General features: G+C 58.4%; 25 protein-coding genes. 6 read left to right on the forward strand and 19 right to left on the reverse strand.

Annotated elements, in window-relative coordinates:
* Window positions 1-4 precede the first annotated feature (4 nt).
* From lhgD to EK23_RS01800, 12 genes are all read right to left on the reverse strand, one after another.
* Window positions 5-1,204 (reverse strand): L-2-hydroxyglutarate dehydrogenase, encoded by a 1,200-nt coding sequence (lhgD, locus tag EK23_RS01745; RefSeq protein WP_045223532.1) that lies wholly within the window; start codon window positions 1,202-1,204, stop codon window positions 5-7.
* A 5-nt stretch (window positions 1,205-1,209) separates the two neighbouring features.
* Window positions 1,210-1,983, reverse strand: coding sequence for a glucose-1-phosphate cytidylyltransferase (gene rfbF / locus EK23_RS01750; protein WP_045223533.1), 774 nt, complete (start codon window positions 1,981-1,983; stop codon window positions 1,210-1,212).
* Window positions 1,984-2,159: 176 nt separating this feature from the next.
* A complete protein-coding gene (locus EK23_RS01755) occupies window positions 2,160-2,726 on the reverse strand; it encodes a polysaccharide biosynthesis/export family protein (RefSeq protein WP_045223534.1) in 567 nt (188 codons plus the stop codon).
* Between the two features lie 203 nt (window positions 2,727-2,929).
* Entirely contained in the window at window positions 2,930-3,736 is an 807-nt protein-coding gene (locus tag EK23_RS01760) for a CpsD/CapB family tyrosine-protein kinase (RefSeq protein ID WP_052807822.1), read from the reverse strand.
* A 196-nt stretch (window positions 3,737-3,932) separates the two neighbouring features.
* The gene (locus EK23_RS01765; protein ID WP_052807824.1) at window positions 3,933-5,594 is read right to left on the reverse strand and encodes a Wzz/FepE/Etk N-terminal domain-containing protein; all 1,662 of its coding nucleotides are present in this window, start codon (window positions 5,592-5,594) and stop codon (window positions 3,933-3,935) included.
* Between the two features lie 164 nt (window positions 5,595-5,758).
* Complete coding sequence (locus tag EK23_RS01770) at window positions 5,759-9,556, reverse strand: GDSL-type esterase/lipase family protein (RefSeq protein WP_082053853.1); 3,798 nt, start codon at window positions 9,554-9,556, stop codon at window positions 5,759-5,761.
* A 63-nt stretch (window positions 9,557-9,619) separates the two neighbouring features.
* Window positions 9,620-10,996 carry an undecaprenyl-phosphate glucose phosphotransferase gene (locus EK23_RS01775; RefSeq protein WP_158002427.1) on the reverse strand — a complete coding sequence of 459 codons (1,377 nt, stop codon included), beginning with the start codon at window positions 10,994-10,996 and terminating at the stop codon, window positions 9,620-9,622.
* Between the two features lie 582 nt (window positions 10,997-11,578).
* Entirely contained in the window at window positions 11,579-11,773 is a 195-nt protein-coding gene (locus EK23_RS23210) for a hypothetical protein (RefSeq protein ID WP_145998528.1), read from the reverse strand.
* 51 nt (window positions 11,774-11,824) lie between these two features.
* Entirely contained in the window at window positions 11,825-12,100 is a 276-nt protein-coding gene (locus tag EK23_RS01785; RefSeq protein WP_045223537.1) for a hypothetical protein, read from the reverse strand.
* A 298-nt stretch (window positions 12,101-12,398) separates the two neighbouring features.
* Entirely contained in the window at window positions 12,399-13,085 is a 687-nt protein-coding gene (gene rpiA / locus EK23_RS01790) for a ribose-5-phosphate isomerase RpiA (protein WP_045223538.1), read from the reverse strand.
* Window positions 13,086-13,136: 51 nt separating this feature from the next.
* Complete coding sequence (locus tag EK23_RS01795; RefSeq protein ID WP_045223539.1) at window positions 13,137-13,775, reverse strand: transaldolase family protein; 639 nt, start codon at window positions 13,773-13,775, stop codon at window positions 13,137-13,139.
* Window positions 13,776-13,793: 18 nt separating this feature from the next.
* Window positions 13,794-14,597: an HAD-IIA family hydrolase gene (locus tag EK23_RS01800; protein ID WP_045223540.1), complete on the reverse strand. Its 804-nt coding sequence runs from the start codon at window positions 14,595-14,597 to the stop codon at window positions 13,794-13,796.
* 168 nt (window positions 14,598-14,765) lie between these two features.
* On the opposite strand from EK23_RS01800, the gene dhaL reads away from it, so the two are divergent.
* Window positions 14,766-15,401, forward strand: coding sequence for a dihydroxyacetone kinase subunit DhaL (dhaL, locus tag EK23_RS01805; RefSeq protein WP_045223541.1), 636 nt, complete (start codon window positions 14,766-14,768; stop codon window positions 15,399-15,401).
* A 9-nt stretch (window positions 15,402-15,410) separates the two neighbouring features.
* On the opposite strand, the gene dhaK is transcribed toward dhaL, so the two are convergent.
* Entirely contained in the window at window positions 15,411-16,400 is a 990-nt protein-coding gene (dhaK, locus tag EK23_RS01810) for a dihydroxyacetone kinase subunit DhaK (protein WP_045223542.1), read from the reverse strand.
* Window positions 16,401-16,846: 446 nt separating this feature from the next.
* On the opposite strand from dhaK, the gene EK23_RS24070 reads away from it, so the two are divergent.
* The 5 genes from EK23_RS24070 (at window position 16,847) to EK23_RS01835 (ending at window position 22,133) form a co-directional block, all read left to right on the forward strand.
* Window positions 16,847-17,518 (forward strand): acyltransferase, encoded by a 672-nt coding sequence (locus tag EK23_RS24070; protein ID WP_045223543.1) that lies wholly within the window; start codon window positions 16,847-16,849, stop codon window positions 17,516-17,518.
* A gap of 83 nt (window positions 17,519-17,601) precedes the next feature.
* Window positions 17,602-18,579, forward strand: coding sequence for a glycosyltransferase family 2 protein (locus EK23_RS21410; protein ID WP_052807825.1), 978 nt, complete (start codon window positions 17,602-17,604; stop codon window positions 18,577-18,579).
* On the forward strand, window positions 18,576-19,709 hold the full coding sequence (locus tag EK23_RS01825) for a glycosyltransferase family 4 protein (protein WP_045223544.1): 1,134 nt from the start codon (window positions 18,576-18,578) through the stop codon (window positions 19,707-19,709). The genes EK23_RS21410 and EK23_RS01825 overlap by 4 nt, the downstream gene beginning before the upstream one ends.
* 372 nt (window positions 19,710-20,081) lie before the next feature.
* On the forward strand, window positions 20,082-20,822 hold the full coding sequence (locus EK23_RS01830; protein ID WP_200892053.1) for an ABC transporter permease: 741 nt from the start codon (window positions 20,082-20,084) through the stop codon (window positions 20,820-20,822).
* 3 nt (window positions 20,823-20,825) lie between these two features.
* Window positions 20,826-22,133, forward strand: coding sequence for an ABC transporter ATP-binding protein (locus tag EK23_RS01835; protein WP_045223545.1), 1,308 nt, complete (start codon window positions 20,826-20,828; stop codon window positions 22,131-22,133).
* Between the two features lie 49 nt (window positions 22,134-22,182).
* Here the strand turns inward: EK23_RS01835 and EK23_RS01840 are convergent, their stop codons facing one another.
* The 6 genes from EK23_RS01840 to dapF all read right to left on the reverse strand — a co-directional run bounded on the left by EK23_RS01840 (window position 22,183) and on the right by dapF (window position 26,621).
* Window positions 22,183-22,533 (reverse strand): DinB/UmuC family translesion DNA polymerase, encoded by a 351-nt coding sequence (locus tag EK23_RS01840; protein WP_158002428.1) that lies wholly within the window; start codon window positions 22,531-22,533, stop codon window positions 22,183-22,185.
* A 55-nt stretch (window positions 22,534-22,588) separates the two neighbouring features.
* Entirely contained in the window at window positions 22,589-22,870 is a 282-nt protein-coding gene (locus tag EK23_RS01845) for a DUF4389 domain-containing protein (protein ID WP_045223547.1), read from the reverse strand.
* A 163-nt stretch (window positions 22,871-23,033) separates the two neighbouring features.
* Window positions 23,034-24,062, reverse strand: a complete 1,029-nt coding sequence (locus EK23_RS01850) for a DUF2333 family protein (RefSeq protein ID WP_082053855.1) — start codon at window positions 24,060-24,062, stop codon at window positions 23,034-23,036.
* Between the two features lie 97 nt (window positions 24,063-24,159).
* On the reverse strand, window positions 24,160-25,083 hold the full coding sequence (gene xerC, locus EK23_RS01855) for a tyrosine recombinase XerC (protein WP_045223548.1): 924 nt from the start codon (window positions 25,081-25,083) through the stop codon (window positions 24,160-24,162).
* Between the two features lie 9 nt (window positions 25,084-25,092).
* Window positions 25,093-25,797, reverse strand: coding sequence for a DUF484 family protein (locus tag EK23_RS01860; protein ID WP_045223549.1), 705 nt, complete (start codon window positions 25,795-25,797; stop codon window positions 25,093-25,095).
* The gene (dapF, locus tag EK23_RS01865) at window positions 25,794-26,621 is read right to left on the reverse strand and encodes a diaminopimelate epimerase (RefSeq protein ID WP_045223550.1); all 828 of its coding nucleotides are present in this window, start codon (window positions 26,619-26,621) and stop codon (window positions 25,794-25,796) included. Before dapF ends, EK23_RS01860 begins: the two co-directional genes overlap by 4 nt.
* Between the last annotated feature and the right edge of the window lies 1 nt (window position 26,622).

Genomic DNA, 26,622 nt, shown 5'->3' on the forward strand with positions numbered 1-26,622 from the left:
AGTGTTATCCCAAGTTCTTAATAACTTCTTCGCAAACGAATTTCGAGAATGGAATGGAGCACGTGAATCCGGGCGAAACGGCGTTCAGCACATGCAAAGAACGCTTATCGGCCTCCAGAATGAAGTCCATCTCCAGACATTTTTTCTTGATGTTGATCAACTGTGCCCGCAGCCCCGGCTTGCCCCATTTGTCGAATTGCGTCGGATCCATGTCCGTCACCATGGTGCTCGCCAGATTCAGCAGGTGACGCTTTGAATATTTCTTGAACTCCTCCATGGAAAGCGCGGCAAAATCGAAAGTTGAGCCCGTCAGCAGTCGCATCTGGTTGACCAGCACTTCCATGCATTCGCCCAATTCAAAATTCCCCAGTCCCTCATAATGCTCGCGCCAGAACGCCGGGATGGCCGTGGGGCCGATCTTAACCATGCCCGAAACGGTCACCGTGAAGTGCACGCCCAGGAAGGGATTCTTCAGGTTGGGAACCGGATAGATATTGGTGCGGAGGAATCCGGGCTTGCGACTGGAAGTCAGATAGATGCCCTTGAAGGGGACTATCGAATAATCCTGGGAAAATCCGAAATCCCGCGCAATGCTGTCGGCATACAAACCTGCCGCGTTGACGGTGTACCCCGCTTCGACAGGTCCACCGCTGGTCAATACCTGTCCGTTCTTGAATCCCAGGTAACGCGTCGAGAAGCGGAACTCGACGCCTTCAGCCAAGGCATCCTCCTGCATCTTGGCCAGCACTTGCATGGGGTCGACCGAGGAGGTGGTGGGCGAAAACAAGCCCCGCTCATGGGTTGCGACCAGTGGCTCGATCTCCCGCGCCTCGGCCGCCGTAATGGACTGCAGTTCGATGCCATTGGCCTTGCCGCGCGCAATCAATTCATCCATGGTCTTCAATTCCGCCTCGTCCTTGGCGACTACCAGCTTCCCGCACTTATTGATGGGAATGCCGTGATGATCACAGAACTCGGTCAGCGCGCGGTTGCCCTCCTTGGTAAAGCGTGCCTTGAGACTATCCGCCGTGTAATAAAACCCGGCGTGCAGCACGCCGCTGTTACGGCCGCTGGTGTGCCGCCCGCAACCGTCCTCCTTTTCGAGGACGACTACCTTGGCATCCGGATAAGCACGCTTGAGTTCGCGCGCCACATTGACGCCGATAATGCCTCCCCCCAGAACCAGAAAGTCACACGTGCTCATGGGGTTTACCAGACCTTCCAGGGCGCTTTGTCACTGGCCCACAAATCATCGAGCACATGTTTGTCGCGCAGGGTATCCATGGGTTGCCAAAAGCCCTTGTGCTTGTATGCCGCCAATTGTCCCTCCTTAGCCAACCTCACCATGGGGCCTTGTTCCCAGACCGTCGTTTCGTCTTCGACGTAGTCTATGGCTTCAGGCTCCAGCACGAAGAAACCGCCATTGATCCAGGCGCCATCTCCGTCCGGCTTTTCGCGGAAGGAGGGCACGCGGGTATCTTCCTCTTTCAAGGTAAACGCTCCAAAACGGCCTGGGGGTTGCACCGCCGTGACAGTGGCTTTCACTTTCTGCTCGTTGTGGAATTTGACCAGTTCGTGAATGTTGACATCGCTGACGCCATCACCGTAGGTCAGGCAGAAAGTCTCATCGCCGATATAGCGCCGTGCCCGCTTGAGACGACCGCCGGTCATTGTCCCCTCGCCTGTATCCACGAGGGTTACCTTCCAGGGTTCCGCGCCGTGCTGGTGCACATCCATCTGGTTGTCCGCCAGGTTCAGCGTGAGGTCGGCCGTGTGCAGGTAGTAATTGATGAAATAGTCCTTGATGACGTGACCCTTGTAGCCACAACAAATCACGAACTCATTGATGCCATAAGCGGAGTAGATCTTCATGATGTGCCAGAGTATGGGCATCGACCCCACTTCCACCATCGGCTTAGGCCTGATCGCGCTTTCCTCGCTGATGCGGGTCCCATAGCCTCCCGCCAAGATTACTGCCTTCATATGCCTCCATCAATTCTTCTGGTGGCCTGCACCCGCCACCTTTTTGAGGCTAGTGCCTGATGGCGGTCATGCGCGCACCGAGACATTCGCCCTTCCCAATTTTTTCGGATGCAAAGGGTCACCCGAATTTTCGGTGTACTCCGACTACCGGAATCCCATCTGGCGCGCTGAATCCCTCACTCCGGAACCATAACGGTATCGCCGGGCTGCAGGATGATGTTCTGCTCGAGGTTTTCCCCGTTGACTACCTCGTTATAGTCGAAATTGAAGGTTACCGTGCCATCCTTGGTGCGGCGCAAGACCTTGATATCGTCTTCATCCGCATACACGGTCAGGCCGCCCGCCAGACTGATGGCCTGCATGACGTCAACATACCGACCGACTGGGTATTCTCCGGGCTTGTTGACCTTTCCGATGACGTAGATGACGTTGCCCTTGAACATCTTGACGGTCACCGACACGGCCGGATCCGGCATGAATTTCGATAGGCTGGAGGCGATTTCGTCCCGCAGCTGATCGGCCGTCTTCCCCGCTGCCTTAACGTTTCCGATCAACGGGAAGGTGATGCCCCCGTCCGGCCGCACGGGCACTTCACGGGTCAATTCAGGTTCCTTCCAGACGGAAACGTCGAGAATGTCGCCGGCCGCAATCAGGTATTCCGTCGGCTTCTCGTCAGCCGCAAAGACACTGGCGCCGAACAGACAACACAGGCTCGCCACGATACTCAAGAATTTGCTTTTCACTTTAACCTCGTCTCCAGTTCACTGGTAATTGATCCCGTTGAGCCACGAACTTGGGCTCACCCCGCGTTGATCCAGAACGGCGATGGTCTCACCTGAGTCCGAGGCCGGCAACCCGCGCATCGCGGAGCATTGTCTAGGTATCAAGGGGTAGATTCAAGCCGCCACCTTGTCGCCCCCCCCTGAACGCGGCACGGCAATGTCGATCAGCACTTATTCAAAACAGTCCCGAGCAGCCTTACGCCGGCACCCTCGATCAAACGAGCTGCACGCCTAACCTCGTCTGTGGTGCTGCGTCCAGCCTCAATAACCAAAAGAGCGCTGTCCACGCTAGGAAGGAACGCCAAGGCGTCGTCGCTGGGGAACATGGGTGGCAAGTCGAACACGATGATTCGGGACTGGTACCTGTTTTTGATCTCGTGCACCAGATCATTCATCTGAGGGGACATCAGCATCTCTGAGGAACGTCCTATGGGCCGCCCCCCAGGAAGAATGACGAGACGCTCGATACCGGGATTGATGAGAATCTCCGACAAGGGCACACTGTCAGTCAAGCGATCGCACAAACCGAAATCGGGCTTGATACCGAAATACGCGTGCACTGAGGGCTGCGCCAAATTGCAGTCAACCAGCAGCACGGTATTACCTAGATCCATGGTCAGCGTTATGGCCAGATTGATAGCAGTCAGGGTAGACCCTGCACCGGCACGCGGCGAGGTAACGGCAAGCAGGTTCTCATTGCTTTCACGCAGACGTTGCAGAATCTTGGTCCGCAACACCTTGAAAGCATGGGTATAGCTGCCTGTCGCCAAGCCAGAAATAACCCTGCGCCGTCCCAATACATCAGGCGGGACCGGAATCGTTTTGGTCTGATTGTACGCAATACTCTCGGGTAATACCCGAGCGCCTCTGCTCTTGGGAACCGCTGGGACTGGGGGGCGCGCCAGATTGATCGCCGCCTCGAAGTCATTCTCAAGACGCGCGATCTCAGAGGACTTTTTCTTTTGATCCATTATACGATGTCCACGCAAACCGGAAAAAATGAAGAGAAAGCTAGATACAAGGCAAGATTCACGCCAAAAGTGAAGATGGATCTGGCATCACAAACGACTTTAACCACGGATTCCCGCAGCGCTCAGTCCGCCGATTTTCGATCCAAGACTAGTTGGCAGCCCAGCAAATGCAAGACACGCGATCAGCTTGCGCTCTTTATGCCTTCCCAAGGGACTTTAACTGTTGCCGAGTAACGACAATGTCATCGTCCGCCAGCAAGGGGATATTGACTAGCGGCAGTTCTCCCAAGATATCCGCCAGTTGGCTCTCTTTATAAATCTTGTTGTCGAAAAATTCCGCGATGAAGGCGAAGGCGACACCTGTACCCATAGCCAATACAAACCCCAGAAGCATGATACCGATACGGTTCGGCTTGACTGGTCGATCAGGAAAATCCGGGGGCTCCAACAACGAGAAACGCTCGCCCTTGCCTTTTTCTTCTAGCGACTGCGCAATCTTAGCCTGCAAAAGTTTGTTCTTGATGTCGTGATAACGATCACGTACATCCTGGTAATCGCGCATCAGTTTCTGGTATTCCCGTTCAACCTCAGGAATCCTTGCAAGACGCTGCTCATACATCTCCACTTTCGCCTTCAAACCTGCGCGCTGACCCAGCATGGAGTTGATATTGCTCTGCACGGCCCGGATCTGGGTCTGCGTGGAGATATACGCGGGGTTTTCCGGCGGCGCGTCATCCTGAACACGACGGGCACTTCGTGCGGTGGCCTTCTGTTCCTTCTCAAGCCTTTCGATGGCGCGTTCCAGTTTTATCACATCCGGGTGGTCCTTGGAGTACTTCTCGAGCTTATCGGCATATTGGCTTTTCAGAAGTTCCAGATCCTGAAAATTCTCTCGGCCGCTATTGCCTGACCTTCCCAGCGTCTTCTCTAGGCTGGCAATTTCATTTTTGAGCTTGACCACATCTGGATAGTCCGGGCTATAAAGCGCAGACAGACGAATCAATTCTGTCTTCTTGACCTTCAACTGCTCCTGAGGGCTCATGATGCGTTCACCCGTCGAAGACACCATGCCCTGATAGGGTTCTATGGTGATCAAGGTACCTTCCAGTTCGAGCTTGCGTTGTTCCTGAGCGTCAATCGACTTGGTCAACTGAAGGATCTCATCCTCCGTGCGTAACACAAATTGATTGTAAACATTGAGATTTTCCGGCAGGTAATCTGCCTTCTCAGCCTTGAACGCGGCAATCTCCTGCTCGATTTCGGCAATCTCGCGACTCAACGCCTCGGACTCGGCGCTCAGAAAAGCCGTTGTTTCCTCCGCACTCTTCATGCGCACCTTGATGTTCTCACCAAGAAAGAGGTCCACTAGATCGGTGGTGACCTTTTGCGCCACATCCGGACTATCGCCGTCATAAGAGATTGTAAAGGCGATAGTCGCCTCGGCCTTGCCGCCTCCTCCTTTACGTGGGTCTTTCACGTCGGCACCCACCAATTCCTTTTGTATGTTGGCTTTAACTTTGGCCGGGATCTCCTGCAGCATGCCGACCGCGCGCAGGTCCGGAAAGAGATTGTATTTCTCGGCAATGGCGAGAATATTGTCACGCTTGAGCACTTCCTGAGCGATGCGCTCGATGCGCTCTGATGCGTAGGAGGTGACCGTCGACCGCACCAGGTCATCGGGAATCTCCTGCTCTTCCACCAGCACGGTGGCGGTCGACCGGTAAACCGGAGGCAACAGGAAGGCCAAGGCAACTGCCGCGATGGCCACAATCGTCGCAGGAATCAGGAAGTGATTCTTGCGCCTCGAGATAATGCCAATATAGTCGCCGAAGTGCGGCGCGTTGGTTGAGCCTTGCATGTGTACTTTTACATCCGTCGATGAGGTGCGGCAGAGCGGCCCAAAGGAGCCGCCCGAGCCTGGTTCCGTTACTATAGCAAGTGTACGCGGCCCTGCCTAAGTATTGTGGCCTCGGTGGCCGGAACGGGAGGTTCCGGCTGCGAACCGATTAGCGCCACCGGCTTTCAGTTGGGTTTGACGATGACAAGATAGTTTTCCGGTGTTCCACTGGCACCAGTGGCCATGTTACCAAGCAGGGTGAATGGAGCCGTCACGCTGGTTTTCCGGTAAAGCCGCATGCTGGGAGCCGCCGCGGCATTCGACGTCGTCAACCGCATGCCGGTGTCGACAAACCCGCTGGTGAGCCAGTTGGGCTTGGCACCACCATCATCGTAAGCGACGTAGACCGTGGCTGAACCACCGAAATTCAGGGTCAGATAATCCGAATTGGCGAGCGACTTGTCGCCGTTGTTGGTCATGACCCACACGCCGCCCGCAATCTCCGCCGGCAATTCCCCCGGGTGGTTTACGCTCGACGTGGCGTAACCCGTGATGGTGTAGTTGGCGTCTGCGTAATACGGGTCGCCCACCCCTACTGCGTTCTGTTTGTACGTGGACGGACTGACGCAGCCCCCCTGATTAACGACGCGAACGCAGATGGCATCCAACAGGAACGGCATACCGTTGTCGCCTGAAAAGTGGTTGTACCACAGTTGGGCCATCAAGCTGTAACCCAGTGCGTTGGGATGCAACGTGTCTACAAAAAGACTGAAGCGATTTACACCCGCCCCGAGAAACGCATCATAGAAGTCGGGCCCAATTTCGTCGGGCGCTAGCCCAAGTTGCTCGGAGATTACGCGGTTCATCTCCTGAGCCTTGAGGTTCTTGGCATGCGACTCTGGAGCCGAGTAGAGCGTGGTTTCCGAGTCGCCAAAGCGAGGCGGAATTCTAGCCACGAATGGCTTTTTGCCTGCGTTTCGAATTCTGCGGATGATTTCCAGCATGTTCGCCTTGAATGTTCCGGCACACGCTGTTCCGGAACAGTCCAAGCCACTGGGCACGTTGGTGCCAACCTCGTTGGTCCCTAACATGACTAGAACCTGATCAGCGTCGCTATATTTCTCTAAGGCCGCATCGAGGCGCCCCCTCCCTAGCACTTCCTGCGCGCGGTCACCCGGGAATCCGCTGTTAAAAATGATCGTCGGGGTTTCCGGGTGCAATTGGTTTAAGGCCCCCGTCAGTGGAGCCTCGTACCCCTGCATGTTCTGCACCCAACCATCCAACTCGCTGTTGTCGGCATTGAAATCGTCCCCGAGACCGAAGGTGATGCTATCGCCTATGGCCAGGAAATTGGCTCCCCTGGATCCGATCTGTACATTCGTATCTGAAAACGCAGTAGTCTGACCATTGAGCAGCAATTGCGCGGTCAGGTCCTGCACATGCACGTTGAGGGGTGCCGCGCATTGAGCCTGGAACAAGCCCGGAGCGGCCTGGGACTCGGCTGTCGGCTGCGCAGTACAGGCGACGCCATCCAGGGAGAACTGGACCTGAGCCGTACTGGCAACCGGTTTGTTCATAAGGATCGCCGAGACATTCAGGGTACCACCCGTAGCGACGCTGTAGGCCTCGGGCTTGGCAATGACCAGACTGGTGGCGCCTGAATTCAAATCCACACTGACGTCGTCAAATGCACAAGCGTGGCGGCAATACAGTGCCACCGCACCCGCCTGCAAGTTGGCATCATAAAACCCGAACAATTGGTCATCGCCGTTAACGCCAACCTGAAACAAAGACCCCTTGGCTTCGATGGTGATCGTGATAGGAACATTGGCCTTGTAACCGCGCGCGTTCTTTGCAAGTGTCGTGAACACGCCACCCAGTTTGCGTTCCAGGCGGACTCCGCCGTCGTCCGCGCTGAAGTACAGCCGATAGTAATTGTCATTGTTCACAAAACGGAACATGACACCAATATCGCGCCCCAGATCGGACTGCGGCGTGGCGGTAACCTGGAAGCGGTAGTTTTCCAGACCGCGGGTGGCATCGAAAATGGCGTATGTGCCCTTGTGATAGGCATTCAGGAGGGCGGTACCGTAATTGCCCACCTCGGCGGTCTGCACAAGCTGGCCTCCAGTGACAATCCAGTTGGATGGCACCGCGAGGGAGTCATCGAACATCGTCCAGCCGGTATAGTCGCCATCGTTGAAATTGTCTGAACTGTAAGTAGGGACCGACGAGTTATTACTGACCGTAAACTGGGCCGTGACGCTCTGCACCGCGCCGGTCGTCAACTCGATATTTGCAGTGACGAAATGATTGCCATCGGTCAGTGTTGCCGTGTTGAAGGGCTGAGCAGCGCCAGAAGCGGCCGTTCCCGCGAAATCGAACGGCCCCAGGCCTTCGATGCGGTAAGCGGCGGCAGCCCCATCTAGGAAAAAGGTGACACGGCGAACGTTAGTATCCGGGCCGGTGAAAACGTAAATTTGCCCAGCGACAGTCTGACCATCCAGCGTAACCGGAGAGGCGCGATTGGATGATTTGCTCATCCTCAGTTCGTACCCGCTCGATGCGGCCGTTACGGTCAATGTAACCGGCAAGCTGGCTGCAGTGAATCCACTGGCATTGGCACTGACTGTGGCGGAGTAGGTTCCTACTGGCAGCCCTGTTGTATTGACAGTCAGGTTGACTCCTAGAGAAGAACTAGGGACCGACGAAGTCGGGGTGGCGGTCAACCATCCCGTGCTGGCGCCAGCGCCATACGTTACATTGATACCGGAAGTAGCGGCGCTCCCGTTACTGGTCGACAAGGTGACGCCTTGGGCTGCCGGATTGCTGCCGGAACTCGCCGTGAACGTGGCGCTTGCTGGAGAGAATATCAGCGCAGCACTTGGTGTGACAGCGTTCTTCACCGTGAACTGAGCCGTCACGTTTTCAGGCGTGGCGGATGTAAGTGTTGTGATAGTGGCCTTCAATGTATGAATGCCGTCACTTAGACTGGCGGTATTGAATGGCAAGGCCGACCCGTTTGCCGCTGTGCCAGCCAGATCGTAGGGCTTCACCCCTTCCGTCTTGTACGCTGTGGTCGCTCCGTCTAGAAAAAACGACACACTCTTGACCCCGGTCTCCGGGGTGGTAAAAGCATAAATCTGACCGGCCACAGTCTGTCCGTCCAAGGAAACCGCAGAGGCACGATCGGACGTCTTGCTCATCCTCAGTTCGTATGGGCTTGTGGCGGAAGTCACCGTCAACGTAACCGGCAAACTGACTGCAGTGTATCCGCTAGCGGTAGCGTTGACCGTGGCAGTGTAAGTTCCTGCCGGCAGCCCAGTTGCGTTGACAGCCAGGTTGACACCGACTGACGAACTGGAGATTGACGAAGTCGGAGTGGCGATCAACCATGCAGTACTGCCGCCAACGTCGTAGCTGACAGTGATGCCATACGTAGTGGCACTCCCGTTACTGGTCGACAAAGTGGCGCTTTGGATGGGCGGATTGCTGCCGGCGGTTGCCGAAAATGCCGTGCTCGCTGGAGCGAAAATCAGCGAAGGCGGCGGCGTGACCGTGTTACCTACCGTGAACTGTGCGGTTATGGTTTCGGTTGTCCCTGAACTGGTCAGAACGGCCGCTCTCAAGGTATGGAGACCGTCGCTTAAAGCAGCGGTGTTGAATGGGAACGCTGAACCGTCAGCTGCGGTTCCCGCAAGGTCGTAGGGCCTTACCCCCTCGATTTTGTTGGCTGTCGTGGAACCGTCGATGAAAAAGGATACGCGGGAGGCCCCCGTTTCCGGCGTCGTGAACACATAGATGTTACCGCTCACGGTGCCACCCTCAAGCAGTGACGCCGGACTGCGGCTCGATGCACTACTCACCATGAGATCGAATGCCTGAGCCAAACCCGCCTGCGCCATCAGCAAGAGGCTGAAGACTATCCAGCGCGGAGCGAACTGCCCAAGAATCGAAACCCTGTTGTTCATCGTCGTTTTCATGCTACTACCATAATCACGCCGCAGCGCGTTTCTTGACTTGCCAGAATTAGCCCGATTTGCGCCTTAATAGGCCTGTTCACCGAACACGCCCTTGACCGCCGTCATAGCCAGAATCTTGAAATCCAGCATCGGCGACCAGGAACGTATGTATTCAAGGTCGAAATGGATGCGCCGTTTCAGCATCTCCTCATCGTGGATCTCGCCCCGGCAGCCACTGACCTGCGCCAGACCCGTGATGCCAGGCTTTACTTTGTGCCTGAGCATATAGCCGCGCGCATACTTGCGATATTCCTCATTGTGCGCAACCGCATGGGGCCGCGGTCCCACCAAGGACATTGAACCACCCAGAACGTTAAAGAGCTGCGGAAGTTCGTCTAGCGAAGTGGACCTCAATAGGCGCCCAAACGGGGTCACCCGGGGATCGTTGCGCGTGGCTTGGCGAATGCTGTCGCCATCTTCACACACAGTCATCGTGCGGAACTTAAGAACTTCGATGGTCTGTCCACGCATGCCATAGCGTCGTTGTTTGAAGATGATGGGGCCTGGCGAGGTCAATCGAATGATCAGTGCGACCAGCAGCATGGGAATGGCCAGCAAACCCAACAGCAAAGTCGCGAAAATCACGTCCTGTACGCGCTTGTAAAATCCGTCAATCTGGCTGAAAGGCGATTCGTAGACGCTCACAGTGGGAATGCCCTGCATCGAGGTCCAACGAGAATGCATCAGATTGAAGACGAACAAGTCCGGCACCAAATACACGGATACTGTCGTGTCGGCCAGACGCTCGAGCAAGTTCTCGATCCGCTTCTCCGAACGCAGCGGCAAGGTGATGTAGAGCGTGTCCACCCTACCCTCGCGCGCATCCTCCAGTAACACATCGAAACCGCCAATCAGCTTGAATCGGGTGCGGTCGGGACCGCGACCGCCCGCTTCTGTCCGGTCGTCGTAGAACCCTAGTGCGTTGTAACCCAGCCAGGGCATGCTGGTCATCGATGCAAAGAGGCGCAGACCCAGATCGTTACACCCAACCACGGCGACGCGCCGGGTGTCACTGCTGCACCGGCGAACCAGTCCGGCCAGCAAGCGGAACAAGCTGTGCGACAGCAGGAGGACAGGCGGCAGCGACATTATCCAAGCCAACAACAGAGCGCCAGTCGAGTCCGGAATACCTCCGACAGCCGCAATCAATGCCATCAAGCTCGCAGCGGCGAACGACCACGCCAAGAACAAGCGCCCCGCCTCCTTGTGCATGGGCGAACCACGCCAGTCGTAATAGACCTCGAAGATCTCCGCGAAGAAATTGAAGAGCAGCAGGGCACCTAAGGTGAGCCCGCTGTAATCCGATTGCCAGCCATTGCCCAGGATTTGCGAGCAGGTCCAAAGGCTCGCCCAAATGTAAAGTCCGTCGCACAAACGCTCCAGCGCAGAGATCTTTGACACGTGCGGCCGGATCAACACCTTCGAAGCCGAGTGTTCCAAACCGCGTGCTGGGCTGCGCACCGATTCCCTTGAAATCAGTTCATGAGCGGGGACCGTGGACATCAAAGCTGCTCCAAAATGGTTTCAAATTCTGTACGGACTGTCATAACCCGGTGCGAGTCTCGCAGGCTGCTAATCCCGAGTGGAAGCGAGCGAGAATGTTCGATCTCGACGCCCGATAGCCCTGCGAACTTGTGCCCCCAACAATAGAGACCAGAAAAGCAAAACACATACCAGACAAAATTCATCTTATTAATATCAATGCGTTGATCGTCTTGACCGGCTCAACGCCAGCGTTTGTCCACTGGAACTGTAAAATGCGCTGACACTGTTCCGAACGAACCATCCCGACCGCTTCGTCAAACCGCTGTAAAAGTCAGCATAAACTCAGGCACAAGTCCTGCTTAAAAAAGCCAGGACACCAACATTCCACAGAGGCATGATTTCCGACACGCCTGCGTCCGGGCCGGGAAAATTACCGGATCAAAAGTAACTATTGCCTGGATTGAACGCGGACAGCATGGCGACAATCAGCAACACCGATCACTCGACAAACATGGACGCCGCATGAATATCCCAGATCGCATCATCGAACGACCACCCGTTGGCGCGACCCCTGCCCGCTGGTTTTTCAAGACCAGCGAGGGCCTGATGGGTCCCTTTGAGTCCCTTGACACCGCCCAGGCAATGCTTCAGTCGTTTGTAGCCCGTTGCCAGGCAGGTGATCGGATCGACCAATCAGGAACCCACTGAGTCGATCGCCCTCCGCCCTGTGGCGCCGAACAGCGGTCAGCGTGTACGCGGAATGCGCGGGCTTGGACGATAGCGGGCCCGAGCGTCAGCGGTAGCGGCCACGCGCCGCGGCGCTCTCCGCGCGACGCGCGTCCTGCCATAGGCCATCGTGGCGCGATGAGTCCAACGCATTTTGATGATCAGGAGCGCCATAAGTAGCAGAAGCACCCCGAAAACTTCACCCATGCGTCCTGCGTTGGAAATGGCGCTGATGCCGATGATAAAGAACACGTAAGGGGAAACTTCGTACCACAGGGGCTCTAAGGCTTTCATTGCGTTTGCTCCAGTAAATTGAACCACACAGCAGCAAGAAAGCAGCTTTAATGCCAATCAATAAATCGCCACAATTTCATATTGTTAGAACGAAACCACGGCACTAACACAAGAAACCGTAAACTTTGCTGACGGGCCAGCAGGAACAGAGGAACCACGTATAGAAGTGAATTTAGCGCCGCCAGCAAGCGCAGCAGCCGCGGCCATAAGACAAGCTTTCAGGGAATTTACAACGACCGACTGGCGGTAGCGCGTTCGAGTTTCAAGCCCGCCGGCAACCAGGAATGCAAAGATTGGCTTATGGGCCCGCTGGCGAAAGGGTTCGCACGTGGCCCTCGCTGACGACCAGAACGGAGCCCGCCAGACCGTGGAAAATACCATGCTCCACGACACCCGACATGGCGTCCAGCAACGCATTCAATGCAGCACTGGGCATTTCCACCGGAAAGCGCATGTCCAACACCAGACTACCATGGGATGTCACCGCCAACCCATCCTTGGAGGCGTTCGGCCTCAGTCCCCCTTGGGCGCCGTGACGCTCCAACTCCCGCAGAACCACCTGCCAGGCGAAGGGCATGACTTCCACCGGTATGGGATAACGTTCGCCGATACGCCCAACCAGTTTGCTTTCATCGACGAGGACCAGAAAACGGTCGGAGGCGCGCGCAAGGAGTTTCTCGCGAACCAGGTCCGATCCGCGCCCCTTGAGCAAGGCCAGGTCGGGAGACACCTCGTCAGCCCCATCCACATACAAGTCCAGACTGGTCAGATGCTCCATGGCCACCAATGGCAGACCGAGTTCCTGGGCCTTGATGGTACTGACCACTGAACTTGCCGCGACGCGTATGCGCAAACCTTCTTCAGCGTAGCGGCGGGCCAGCGCTTCGATAAATGCGTTGGCGGTCGAACCGGTGCCCAACCCAATCAACATTCCATCCTGAACGTGGCGAACAGCCTCTTCCGCGACGCATTGCTTGTCGTTCATGGCGGGACTCCTTCAGTTAAATACATCTTCAATCGGCGGAAAGCGCGTCACTTACGCGGAGGCTGCCGCTCTCGCAAATTCTTCTATGGTCTGCTCCGACAACGGGTGATTACCCATCTCCTTGAGCAATGAAAGTGGAATCGTCACATCCTGCGCCCCCGCCAATATGGCCTGCACGACTTCCCGGGCCGACTTGAGGCTGGCGACCATGATGCGTGTCTCGCGGCCGCAGGCGTCCGCCACCGCGCGCATTTCCCCGGTCAGCGCCAAGCCGTCTCCCTGCAGACGGGTACTGCGGTTGACATAAGCGATGGAATACGCCGTCCGCGCCTCACAGCACAGGTACGTTTGAGCCGCGCTGTAGCAGGCGGTCATGCCGACCGTCGTGCCCTCGCGGGCCAGACGCGCGGCGAGCCCAATGTTCTCCGACGTCATGGCGATCTTGAGCGCAACATTGGAGCGCAAAGCGAGAAAGCGCCGCGCCTCGGCCTCTCGATCCTCCAGGGTAGCCCCCGACAACTGATAGAACACGGGACCGGGGCAGATCTCCGTCAATTCCGCGATGACTTCCAGTGCTTTGCGCCCGGTCTGCGCCATCAGGTTGGGGTTGGTGGTAATCCCACCCACGAACCCGAAGGCCATTGCGGTGCGGGCATCCGCGGCATGGGCGGAATCCAGAAACAGCGCCATGATGATTCCTCGAGAGTGTCAGGCCAGCAAGGCGGTGATTTCGCGAATATCCTGCATGACCCAGGTTGGCTCGTAGTCCATCTGCGCCAGGTGTTCCCGCCGGGACGCCCCCGTGAGAACGAGGATGCTGCGTATGCCGGTGCGTACGGCTCCCAAAATGTCCGTATCAAGGCGGTCGCCCACGGCGACCGTCTCCTCGGCATTGGCCTTGAGCCGCTCCATGGCGATGCGATACATGATCGGTTCCGGCTTGCCGATGATGAAGGGCGCTACCCCGGTGGCCGTCTGCAAGGCGGCCAGGATGGCGCCATTACCGTGCGTGAGACCGTGCTCCGTCGGCAGGGACGTATCCGGATTGGTACCAATGAAATGAGCTCCCTCCCGGATATTGAGGGTGGCGGTCGCAATTTTGTCCCACGACAACTCATGATCCATGCCGCAGACCACATAGTCGGCATTCTTTTCGTACAGACCCACCAACTGAAAGCCATTGTCGATGAGCGCCTGCCGCACGCCATCGCCGCCTATGGGAAATACCCTGGCGCCAGGCCGGGCATGCTGTTTCAGATACAGGGCGGCCGCCAGTCCCGAACCGATGATCTCGTCACGGGCCACGCTCACGCCCATGCTGGCCAGCTTAGAGACATATTGGTCCGGCGTTTTCAGGGCATTGTTGGTAGCCAGCACGAATCGCATGGAGCGCCGCCGCAGCGTTTGGAAGAACTCCGCAAGGCCCGGCATGGGCTGGTCTCCCGCCCAAAGTACGCCATCCATATCGATGATGAGGGCACGAACGTCTGCGAGTATATTGGGGTCGGTCATGGTAGCCGCATGGGAGCTGTTAGCTGATGGGAGCATTTTGCATTAAACTGCGCCGCGGCCCAAGTTTCACGCAACCTTGCGCTAGCCGGCAACTCTGTCCGCCGCGAGGCGTTGTCGTGCCCGGTTCCAACCTTCACACCGACCGAATTCGACCGGAGGCTCGCAGCGATGTCCGCACACAACCGTGAATTTCTGACATTACTGCAAAAGGCCGCCGCAGCGATAGGCGACCACGCCGAGGAAGTCGCCGCGCTGGACCAGGCCATAGGTGATGGCGATCACGTCACCAACCTGCAGCGGGGGCTGGAGACGCTGCTACGCGCCGCCGCTGACTGGGAAGCCATGGACTGGCCAGACCTCCTGCAGAAATCCGGCATGAGCCTGATGAGCAGCATCGGCGGCGCGTCAGGCTCCCTCTACGGAACCCTGTTCATGGCGATGGGCAAGGCCTTGAAAGCGCCTGAGGGCTCGGCTGTAAGTCTCGCCCATGGGTTTGCCCAAGGAGTGCAGGCCATGAAACAGCGCGGCAAGGCGGACGTGGGCGACAAGACCATGCTCGATGTGCTGATCCCTGTGGCGCAGGCGTGGAGGGCGGCGACGGAAAGTCAGAGCCTGCCGGCCGTCACCCTCCAGGCCATTGCTGAAGCGGCCCGCGCGGGCTGCGAATCCACCCGCGACATGATCGCAGGCAAAGGCCGCGCATCATTCCTCGGCGAGCGCGCCCGGGGCTACCTGGATCCAGGCGCCAGAACCAGCCAATTGATGATCGAAGCCATAGTCCGGCACCTCGAAGGCAGCACCTGAACCCGGCCCTCAGCAGCCCCAGCGCAGAGCTGCGGTATGCACCGGCGCATCCCACAACCGGATCAGTTCGTCGTCCAGCAGCGTCAGGGTCACGGAAGCTCCCGCCATGTCCAGGGACGTAGTGAAATTGCCCACCAGGGAACGCTCTATCCGGACACCTCTCTCGGCCCAGAAGCGTTCGGCGAGTTCATAGAGCAAGTACAATTCCATTAAAGGCGTTCCCCCGAAGCCGTTGATATGCAGGAGCGCACGCTGCCCGTCGCCTGGTTTCAGTTCCGCTTCGATGGTCTGACCCAACAGTCCGATGATGTCCGTTGCGCTAGCTATTGCCCTGCGCTCCCTGCCCTTTTCGCCGTGAATGCCGACCCCGAGTTCCATCTCGCTGTCGCCAATTTCAAACGTGGGTCGACCAGCCGCAGGCACCGTGCAACTGGTCAGGGCCACACCCATGGACGCTGTAGCACGCACGACCCGCTCGCCCAAGGCCTGGCAAGTTGCCAGATCGGCCCCAGCCTCGGCGGCGGCACCCACCATTTTCTCGACGATGGCGGTTCCGGCCACGCCCCGCCTTCCCATGCCCTGGTGCTCAGGAATGGAAACGTCGTCATGCACCAGCACGATAGCGTGCTGCAGATCCAGCATCTCCGCAGCGATTTCGAAATTCATGACATCGCCCGCATAGTTCTTGACGATGAAGAGTATGCCGCCGCCGGAATCCACTGCTTGCGCCGCCGCCAGCATCTGGTCCGGAGTGGGCGAGGTGAAAACCTGGCCAGGACAGGCGGCATCCAGCATGCCCAGCCCGACGAAGCCGCCATGCAGCGGCTCATGCCCGGAACCCCCACCGGAAATCAGCGCCACCTTCCCTGGCTTGCGGGCAGCCAACCTAGCCAGGTAGCGCGGCTCGCGATTGAACCTGACGATATCCGTATGCGCCCGCGCAAAACCACTTAATGATTCCTCCAACAAGGTGTCGACCGTATTGATGAACTTCTTCACGCGTACCTACCTTCGCATTGCGTTCGTCAAGAAACCAGGTCCCATTATCCCCCGTTTGCGTCGGTCGCCACACCCGCGGCGATTTGAACATAGGCAAACAATCGCGGCCCGAGGCATTGCCGGCCGCCGGCGTCGTCCTCAAGCGACGCCCAGCCTGGCGCTTAAAGCCGCTGCATGCCTTGCAGTAAGCGGGTTCAGCAGTTAGTCTTAATGCTTTAACCGCGCGCGCCATTCGCCCTTGTGTCTACACTTAATTAGGCAATGCGGCGGGTATTTTGCGGTCAACTCGCGCGTAATCGATGGAGGCCAGGGATCACATGACCTTCATAACCCGGGGGCGCGATCAGTGCTCGCACCTTGCCCAGAGCCGATTGCGGGGCAACAGAATGCCGATGTCCGCTAGGTTTTGGAATTTGGGCCATGTCACACGTACAACCGGATTCACTATGTCACTAAGTAGTGCGCGTAGGGCGTGGGTGCGCTTCTGGATGCGCAAGGCGAGCCTCAGCCGCACCGGCCGACTGGCTACGCGCCTGGCCTGCTGGGCGGCGACAGGCCATTACTATGACCGACTGAGGCTTTCCAACCTGGCGCCGTTCGGCTACGTCTCGCCTTCGGCGATCGTCAACCACCGCAATGTCCGGTTGGGAAGATACATCTATTTGGACGATCGGGTACTGCTGTACGGAGATAATTCGGAGGGCATGATCGAATTGGGGGAGAAGGTCCACCTGCACCGCGACTCGATCCTCCAAACGGGGGTTGGCGGCGTAATCCGTATTGGGGCCAGAACCAGCATACAGCCACGCAACCAACTCTCGGCCTATTGCGGCGTCATCGAAATCGGAAGCGATGTACAGATCGCACCGGCCTGCGCCTTCTACCCGTACAACCATCAGATTGCGCCGGGACGCCCGATCCGCGAGCAGGAACTGGTCAGCAAGGGGGGTATCGTCATTGAAGATGACGTTTGGCTGGGATATGGCGTCATCGTGCTGGACGGCGTGCGCATCGGGCGCGGCGCGGTCGTCGGAGCGGGTTCCGTGGTCACCAAGGATGTGCCGGCTGGCGCGATCGCCGTCGGCTCCCCCGCCCGCGTAGTCCGGATGCGGGAATGATGTCTACCCGTATCAGCGCCAGTTACCGAAACCAAGCTGTTTTTGTCTTGGTGTCTTCAAATTAGGGTTTCCAGCAAATTAGCATGAATCGAGCCCAGCAACCCCTGGTGTCGGTGGTCACACCGGTCTACAACGGCGAGAAATACCTGCGCGAGTGCATCGAAAGCGTCCTCGCGCAAACCTACGAGAATTTCGAGTTCATCATCGCCAACAACTGCAGCAAGGATCAGACTCTAGCCATTGCCCAGTCTTATGCGCAGCTCGATCCCCGCATCCGGGTAATCGACGCCACGGATTTTGTCGGAGCCATAGAGAACAGTAATCGCGCTCTCACCTACATGGCTGACGACAGCGCTTACTGCAAGATCCTGCACGCGGATGACTGGATGTATCCGGAATGCCTGGAGAAGATGGTAAGTCTTGCCGATGCGAACCCCCGTGTCGGCGTGGTGGGAGCCTACGTGCTGAGTGGCTGCAAAGTGCGCGGCGACGGACTTCCTTACACCGATACGGTTTTGTCAGGCCGGGCTACCTGCAAGGACAGATTGCAGGGTGGCCCGTATCTTTTTGGTTCGCCCTCTTCCATCCTGATCCGCTCCGACATCGTGCGCAGCCGGGTACCGTTCTATCCGCAAGACAGCCTGCACGTGGATGTGGCGGTCCTGTTCGAAATCTTGAAAGACTGGGACTTTGGTTATGTCCACCAAGTACTGACCTACACACGGCTGCACGAGGAGTCCCGAACGGCGACCATCGCGCAGAAGCTCAACACCAACCGGTTGGAAGGCCTCGCCATGCTTACCCGTTATGGACCGGACTTCATGACGCAGGCTGAATTGAAGCAGGCCTGTGACGAAAGGCTGCAGCTTTACTACGAGGAATTATCTCGCCAGCACATCAAACTGCTCGATCCCGCTTTTCGCGATTTTCAGCGCCAGTCCCTGGAAAACGTTGGCTACCCGTTTAGTCTGCTCGAACTGGTCCGAGCGGCCGCCAGGCTCACCCGCGGCTATATCGCGCGCCCTCTACGGAAGCTGACGGGCAGCGCACAGTCACGATGAAGGACAACACCGCATCCGCAGAGCTCGGGAAACACGCGCAGGCCAGCCGGCCCGCACCGCGCAGCTATCCGGTCAACCTGGTGTCCCTGCGCATGGCCCACCACGCCTCCGCCTCAGGTTACGATCGCCTCAGCGGTTATCTGGGTGCGCAAGTGATCCACGCCCCGCAGCACCTGAGCGTAATGCAACGGATCATCGGCAAGCTTTGCAAGCCCATCATCCGGCGTTCCGGGCTGGCCTGGTATCACCGCGCTTCTTTTGTCACGGAACTGAGCGTTGCCAGGCGGTGGATCTCGACCAAAGGACAGGTTTTCCATTTTCTGTACGGGGAAAACCAGTTCCGCTTCGCCGGTTTGCTGCGCAAGTTGCACGCGGGCAATATCCTGGTGGCAACCTATCACACGCCCGAGCAGCGCTTTCGCGAAGTCGTTACGGATGCTGGATTCCTCTCGAATCTTGACGCGGTCATCGTGATGTCCGACGTTCAAAAGGACTTTCTAGCTCGACACATGCCAATGGAGCTCATCCATTTCGTTCCTCACGGCATAGACACCGATTTCTTCACCCCAGACCCGACGGTCAAACGCGGCGAGGATGGGGCTTTCCGCTGCATCGCCGTGGGCTCGCACCTGCGCGATCACGCAACGCTGGCCGCAGCGGCCCGCCTGATCGGGGATACAGCCCCCGAAGTGCGTTTCGACATCGTGACGCGACCCGAGCTTTTCCGTCATTATTCGCAGTTGCCTAATGTAGACTTGCACTCGTCCGTGACAGACAGCGCCCTGGTTTCCATGTACCAACGCTCAGACCTGATGGTCCTGCCCCTGACCGATGCCACTGCCAACAACAGCATCCTGGAGGCCATGGCCTGCGGCGTGCCGATCGTCTCTACCGAACTTGCCGGCGTGCGGGACTATGTGGATGCCGCCTGCGCAGTCCTGGTCCCGACGAGAGACCCCGAGCGTTTGGCTCGCGCTATTCTGGACCTGCGCGGCGATGATGGCCAGCGGCAGGCCATGCGCGTCGCCAGCCGCCTGAGAGCCGAAGCGTTCGCCTGGACGCGCATTGCTGAGCGCACGCTGGAAGTCTATGACTCAGCTTGGGCTCTACGGGGATGCGGTTCGGAATGAAGCTGAAGCGGTGCTTTTCCATAAGCGGTGCTAGGCTAAGTCCGAAGCCCAAGCGTTCGGTCGCTTGGACCTGGCATGTAAAGCGTGAGCCGCCGTTTCTTTTCCTCGGCCATGCCCGGAATGCACGCCTTGCACGGCCCCCCGAGATTTCGACTTCCGGGCGCGCCGACGCCGCCTCGCTGGCGTGCCGCGGGAACCTCAATTTGTTCAATTCCTTAACTGGATACCAGACCTATGCAAGCCGAACAACCAATCGAGCCTATGGGTAGTGGCCCTTCCGCCCAATACCCGGAGAGATCATTCATACGCATCAGGCCGTCGAGAGGATGGGTTCCGATCAATTTCGCAGAACTGTGGCGATACCGGGAACTTTTGTATTTCCTGGTCTGGCGCGACATCAAGGTGCGTTACAAGCAGACCGTGCTGGGCGCCGCGTGGGCCATCATTCAGCCCTTTTTTACCATGCTGGTATTCAGCCTGTTCTTCGGCAAGCTCGGTAAAATCCCGTCCGACGGCATTCCGTATCCCATCTTCGCCTACGCCGCGCTGGTGCCTTGGAGCTTCTTCGCCAATGGCTTGACCAATGGTTCCAATACCCTGGTGACCAACTCGAACCTGGTAAAGAAAATCTATTTCCCGCGCTTAGCCATGCCATTGGCAACGCTTCTGGCTGGCACCGTGGACTTCACCCTGGCATTCGCCGTGCTGCTAGGCATGATGGCCTACTTCCACATCATTCCGACAGCAAACGTAGTCTGGCTGCCCTGCTTCCTCCTGCTGGCTTTTGTCACCTCCCTAGGCGTTTCATTGTGGCTGGCCACCATGAATGTTCAGTTCCGGGACGTGCGCTACACCGTGCCCTTTCTGACCCAATTCTGGCTGTTCGCGACCCCCATCGCGTATCCCAGCAGCCTGATCCCAGAGGCCTGGCGCATGTACTATGGCCTCAATCCCATGGCCGGGGTGGTCGAAGGTTTTCGATGGGCCTTGCTGGGCACAGAAATCCTCCCGCTCCACATGATCCTGGTTTCCTCCAGCGTTTCGCTGCTCATCCTGCTGAGCGGCCTGGTGTATTTTCGCCGTATGGAAAAGACTTTTGCGGACGTAGTTTGAATCATGAATGACATTGCAATCAGCGTCAGAAACGTTAGCAAGCAGTACCATATCGGTGCGCTAAAAACCCACCGGTCAAATTACAAGACACTGCGCGAGAGTATCGGCAATCTGGTCGTCGGACCCTTCCGGCGCGTCGGCAACCTGCTGCGGGGTAAGGCGTCGGGCGCTGCCGAACTGGACGAAATCATCTGGGCTGTCAACGATGTCTCTTTCGACATCAAGTTCGGCGAAGTCGTCGGAATCATCGGGCGCAACGGCGCAGGCAAGAGCACGCTGCTCAAGGTCCTCTCACGTATCACCGATCCGACCCGGGGCGAAATCGATATCTTTGGCCGCGTAGGCTCCCTGCTGGAAGTGGGTACCGGCTTCCACCCCGAACTAACCGGTCGCGAGAACGTGTTCCTCAACGGAGCGATCCTGGGCATGCGCCGCCAGGAAATCCTCAAGAACTTCGACGAGATCGTCGCCTTCTCGGAGGTCGGCAAGTTCATCGATACCCCGGTAAAGCATTACTCCAGCGGCATGTACCTGCGACTGGCGTTTGCAGTGGCCGCCCACCTGGAAACCGAAGTGCTGATCGTCGACGAGGTGCTGGCGGTTGGCGATTCCAGTTTCACCAGCAAGTGCCTGACGAAAATGCAGGACGTGAGCAAGCAGGGGCGAACCGTGCTGTTCGTATCCCACAACATGCAGGCCATGAGCCGGCTCTGCGAACGCGTGATCTGGATGCGCGAGGGGAAACTGCATGAGGATGGCCCCGCCACCAAGGTCGTCAGCAATTATCTTGGCTCGGTCCTCGACACCAGTTTGTCCGAACTGACATGGCCGGATGTGGAAAAAGCGCCGGGAGGTGACATTGCGCGGTTGCGCGCGGTTCGCGTCCGCCGGCCCAACGGCAAGGTTACCAACCTCTTCGACGTCCGCGAACCTTTCGTGGTGGAAATGGAATACGACGTGCTGCAGTCAGGTTATGAACTGCTGCCTCACGTCCACTTCCTCAACGAGGAGTCCATCGTCATCTTCACGTCGCTGGACGACGACCCGGCATGGCGGGGCAAACCGCGGCCGGCGGGACGCTACAAGAGTTCCGTCACCGTGCCCGGTGACCTGCTGCTGGATGGCCGCATTCTGATCATGCCCAGCTGCCTGGTACTTTCACCGCGTCGGGGCGAATTCGCCGCAGACCGTTACATCGTGGTGCAGATGACCGATGCCATGAATGGCGACTCGGCCCGCGGCTTGTTCACTGGCAATATGCAAGGTATGGTGAACCCGCTTCTGCATTGGGCCACGGAAACCGATTCCTAGTCCAAAACCCGATTGACTGCACGGAAACTCGGGGCGACAGGCACACAGTTCAATCGAACGAGCTCATCTGCCTGAACGCTCCCATTGCCACTACCGGTTCCTGAAGCCCGGAAAATGACACACCTATGAGCCGGACCTTCCTCGGTCCGGCCTCCGTGTGCCGGAGCAGCTCCATGAGCACCGGCATGAGTTCGCCCATCCGCCGCACCGGCAGGTCCTGGCGGCTGCGGCTGCGCGTCACCAGTTGGAAGTCGGCATAGCGCACTTTGAGTGTGACGGTGCTAGCATGCCAGCCGCGGTCCGCCAGTTTTTCCAGCAGCGGCCCCGCCAAGGCGCGTAAGGTCGCCGCCAGCACCGATGGATCGCACACATCCTGCTGAAAGGTCGTTTCGCTGCCCAAGGACTTGTGCGGAGCGGCCCCCTCCATCCCTGACGGCCGCTCGCCTCAGGCTAGTTTAATCCCGGCCGGCACCCAAGCGATGAAACGGAAACGGCATCCGTTCGGTGTTGTAGGTCATGAACAGCAGCATCTGATGAATCCAGTCGGAAAGCGCCTTGCCCCAGCGCGAGCCGCGCTCGGTGACGCGTCCAGTAAACAGATGCGACAAGAACTGGAAAAGAACGACCAACCAGGCCAGGATGCGTACCGCGCCGAACAGGGCAAAAAAGATCACCATGAACAAAAGGCGCAGAAAAGCGTTGGTTGGAATCTGCGGTTCCAGTGGAAGTTCTCTCATGGGGAATGACCGGTAGTTCTGTCTCTATGCAAAATAAAGGGCCGTGATATGGCGACGGCCCTTGGTAACCCTAAATCTGCAAGGCGATGCTTGAAATCCAACCTATCGGAATAGGACCAGCCGAAAACCCGGACCCGCGTGGTCGGACATCAAATTCACCTCGCTAGCCTTGCTGCAGCAGATTGCGCAGATCGATGGTGGCTGCGTTCGCTCGGGCAATGTAGTTGGCCAAGGTTAGGGAATAATTGGCAAAAAGCCCGAACCCACCGCCATTGAGGATTACCGGGCTCAGGAATTCGGCCTGGCCATCCTCCAACTCATGGATGATGGATTGCAAGGACACCATGGCCGTCTTGTTCCCCAGAATGTCGCGGAAATCGTATTCCACGGCGCGCAAGATCTGAATGGTCGCCCAACAGTAGCCCCGGGCTTCGAAGAACACGTCATCGATCATCATCCACGACGTCTTCATCTGCACGGGCTGCAGTTGCTCCGGGCTCAGCTGGCGGCTGTCGCCGGCGCTGGCACTCAGGCGGTTGGAGAGACTACCGAGGCGCTTTTCCAGAATCTCGAGGTATTGCCGCAGGTTGTCGGCGCGCGCGTAGAACTGCGATTCCCGCTGGGCCAAGCGCTCACGGTAATGCTCCATGGCTTCCACGCCCTTGAAGTACTCGGACTCGGAGGAAGGCAACTGCCACGACTTATGGTCGAAATAGAACATCGGTTCCGCCTTGGCCAGGTCAGCGTCCTCCTTGGATTGCGACTGGGCGCGGGCGATATGGTTGCGCAAGGCAGATGTACCGTCACGCAGGGCGGTGAGCGCCCCATATTCCCAACCTGGCATGTTGTCCATGAAGACGCCCGGCGGGAACATGTCATTGGATAGAAAGCCGCCTGGCTTGTGCAACAGGGTCTGCGCCACCTCGATGATGGCAGTCGCATAAGCGTAACCCAGGGGAAGTTCCTTCACGTTCTCGACCCCTGCCGCCTCCATGGCCGCCTTCTGCACATCGAAGCGGTCAGGCTCCTGGCCCCAGTATTCCGTCAGGATTCCCAGAAGCAGGAGCAGGACGACCACTCCCATGCCGATGCTCCAGGCAATGCCCCGTTCCTTGCTCATCTTCGGGCTAAAGCGTCCCGGAGGTCCGACCGGTGTCGGCCCGCGGCTAGGCATTTTCTTGAGCACAGACATCAGCTTGTCCTGGTTGCGTTTTTTATACAGCCGGGATTATATCGTAAGTGAGCTCGCTGGGGCGACGGCTTTGACACGGCAACCCCAGGCCCGATGTTCAAGGGGTATCGCGGTCATGGCGCTTGCGCGCACGCGGATGTGCCTGGTCATAGACGGCGGCCAGGCGCTGGAAGTCCACGTGGGTGTAGATCTGGGTCGTGCTGATGTTGGAATGTCCCAGCAGTTCCTGTACGGCACGCAGGTCGCTGCTGGCCTCCAGCATGTGACTGGCGAAAGAGTGCCGCAGCATATGCGGATGCACCTGTTCGGCCACACCCAGCTTGCGCGCCCAACGCTGGAGCCGCATCTGCACCGTACGCGGCACGATCCGGGTGCCCAGGCGACTGACGAACAGGGCATCCTCCCCGGGCGAAGCCACGTTAGCGCGCTCTGACAGCCATCGCGCCACGGCCTCCGCGGCCTTGCTCCCCACGGGCACGTAGCGCGATTTGCGGCCCTTTCCGGAGCGCACGTGCGCTGAACCGGCCACCAGGTCCATATCCACCACGTTCAGGGCTGTCAATTCACTGAGACGAAGGCCCGAGGAGTAGAACAGTTCCCACATGGCCACATCGCGCGTTTCCAGCGGACCCTCCCGGTCCGCCTCCAGCAGGCCCGACATCTGATCCACGTCCAGCAGACGCGGCAGCTTGCGGGGGGCTTTGGGCGCCCGCACGCCCTGAGCCGGATTGAGGCCGAGCACCCGTTCCTTGATCAGGAAATCGAAAAATCCGCGCAGGGCGGACAACTCCCGCTGCAGGCTGCGACTGACGATGCCCTGCCGATGACGTTCTGCGACATAGAGGCGAACATGGTGCTGCATCACCTGGTCCCAGCCTTCCAGCCCCTGGACGCCGCAGAACGTGAGGAATCGGGAGAGGTCGCGCCCGTATGCGGCACAGGTATGCATCGAAGCCCTCTGGCGCGTCTTGAGCCCCTGCAGAAAGCGCTCGAGCTGTTGACGCGCGGCCGAGGAGTCCACTGGCTTGGCCTATGGCAATCCCTTAAGCAAGGCCACCAGGCGTGCGGCGACGATGTCGCCCATCTGGTTCAGGAACAAATGTCCCATGCCCGCCTCGAAGCGGCTGGCGTTTCGGCTGCCGATGGCCAGAACCCCTTTGAGCCCGGCATGTTGCAAAGGCACCAGGGCGAAGGACATGACGTCGGGCCCCTCGCTCCCAAAGAGCACCTCTGCCTGAAAAGGAGTGGGCTGGCCGCATTCCGGCTTGCCGCTTTCCAGCACATGGCGGAGATGATCCACCTCGGCGCAGTCAGGTGGAATGCACAGGTCCGCGATCGGGCTGTCGATGACCGGCTCCAGCAGGCGCACCGCCACGAAGTCGGCCTGAAAGCATTCATGCAGCAGCCAGCGCAAGCCGCCCAAGGCATCATCCAAGGAAGTGGCGTCCAGAAGGGACAGGGTCAACTGGTGTATGCGGCGCGCCAGCGAATCATTGTCGCGCGCGATCTGCAGGATATCGTTCAACTGCATCTGCAAGCGGCGGTTCTTGTCGCGCAGCACGTCCAGTTGGCGCGAAACCAGGGAAACCGCCTCGCCGCTGGGGTGAGGAACCCGCAGCGTTTCGAGCAGTTCCAGATGCTGGTGAAAAAAATCCGGGTGGGAACGCAAGTAAGCCTCCACGTCGGCAGCCGTCACGCTGGGTTGCTCCTGTCGCTGTGCCTTGCTCAATTTCATAGCTGCAACTTTCCTTCAAAAACGGTGGTGGCGGGCCCTGTCATGAGCACCGCCGAACCACGTCCGGACCAACGGATGCTCAGCGTGCCTCCGGGCAGGTCCACCTGCACGGGAGACTCCAGCAGCCCCCATTCGATTCCGACCACGGCCGCCGCACAAGCCCCGCTCCCGCAGGCCAGGGTCTCGCCGGAACCACGCTCGAACACCCGGAGGCGGATATGTCCCTTGCCGAGCACTTCCATAAACCCGACATTGGCCCGTTCGGGAAACACCGGCGCACCCTCGAGCAATGGCCCCAACTCTGATACCAGTGCCGTCCTGACACTTTCGACCCGCAACACGGCATGTGGGTTGCCCATGGATACCGCACCAAATTCAAAAGCCTGACCCAAGGCTTCGAACCGGTAGACAGGCAACTCACGTTCCGCCAGCAGGGGCACCTCCCCTGGCGCGTGCCGCGGAATTCCCATATCCACCGTGATGTTACCATCGGCTTCTCGGCGCAGTAGGAGCTGACCGGCGCCCGTGTCGACCCTCACCTCCGCCTTATCGCACAGGCCCTGCTCATAAACAAAACGCGCAAAGCAGCGGGCGCCATTACCGCACTGGTTCACCTCACCGCCATCGGCATTGAAGATGCGGTAGCTGAAGTCCGCGCCCTCGCGCAGCGGCGGCGCCACCAACAAAACCTGATCACAGCCGATCCCGAAGTGCCGGTCGGCAATGTGGCGTACGCGCTCGGCAGTCAGATCAACCTGCTGGCGAACCGCGTCGATCACCACGAAGTCGTTGCCCAGGCCGTGCATTTTCGTGAAATGTAGCATG

It is taken from the genome of Methyloterricola oryzae (assembly GCF_000934725.1).
Lineage (GTDB): Bacteria > Pseudomonadota > Gammaproteobacteria > Methylococcales > Methylococcaceae > Methyloterricola > Methyloterricola oryzae.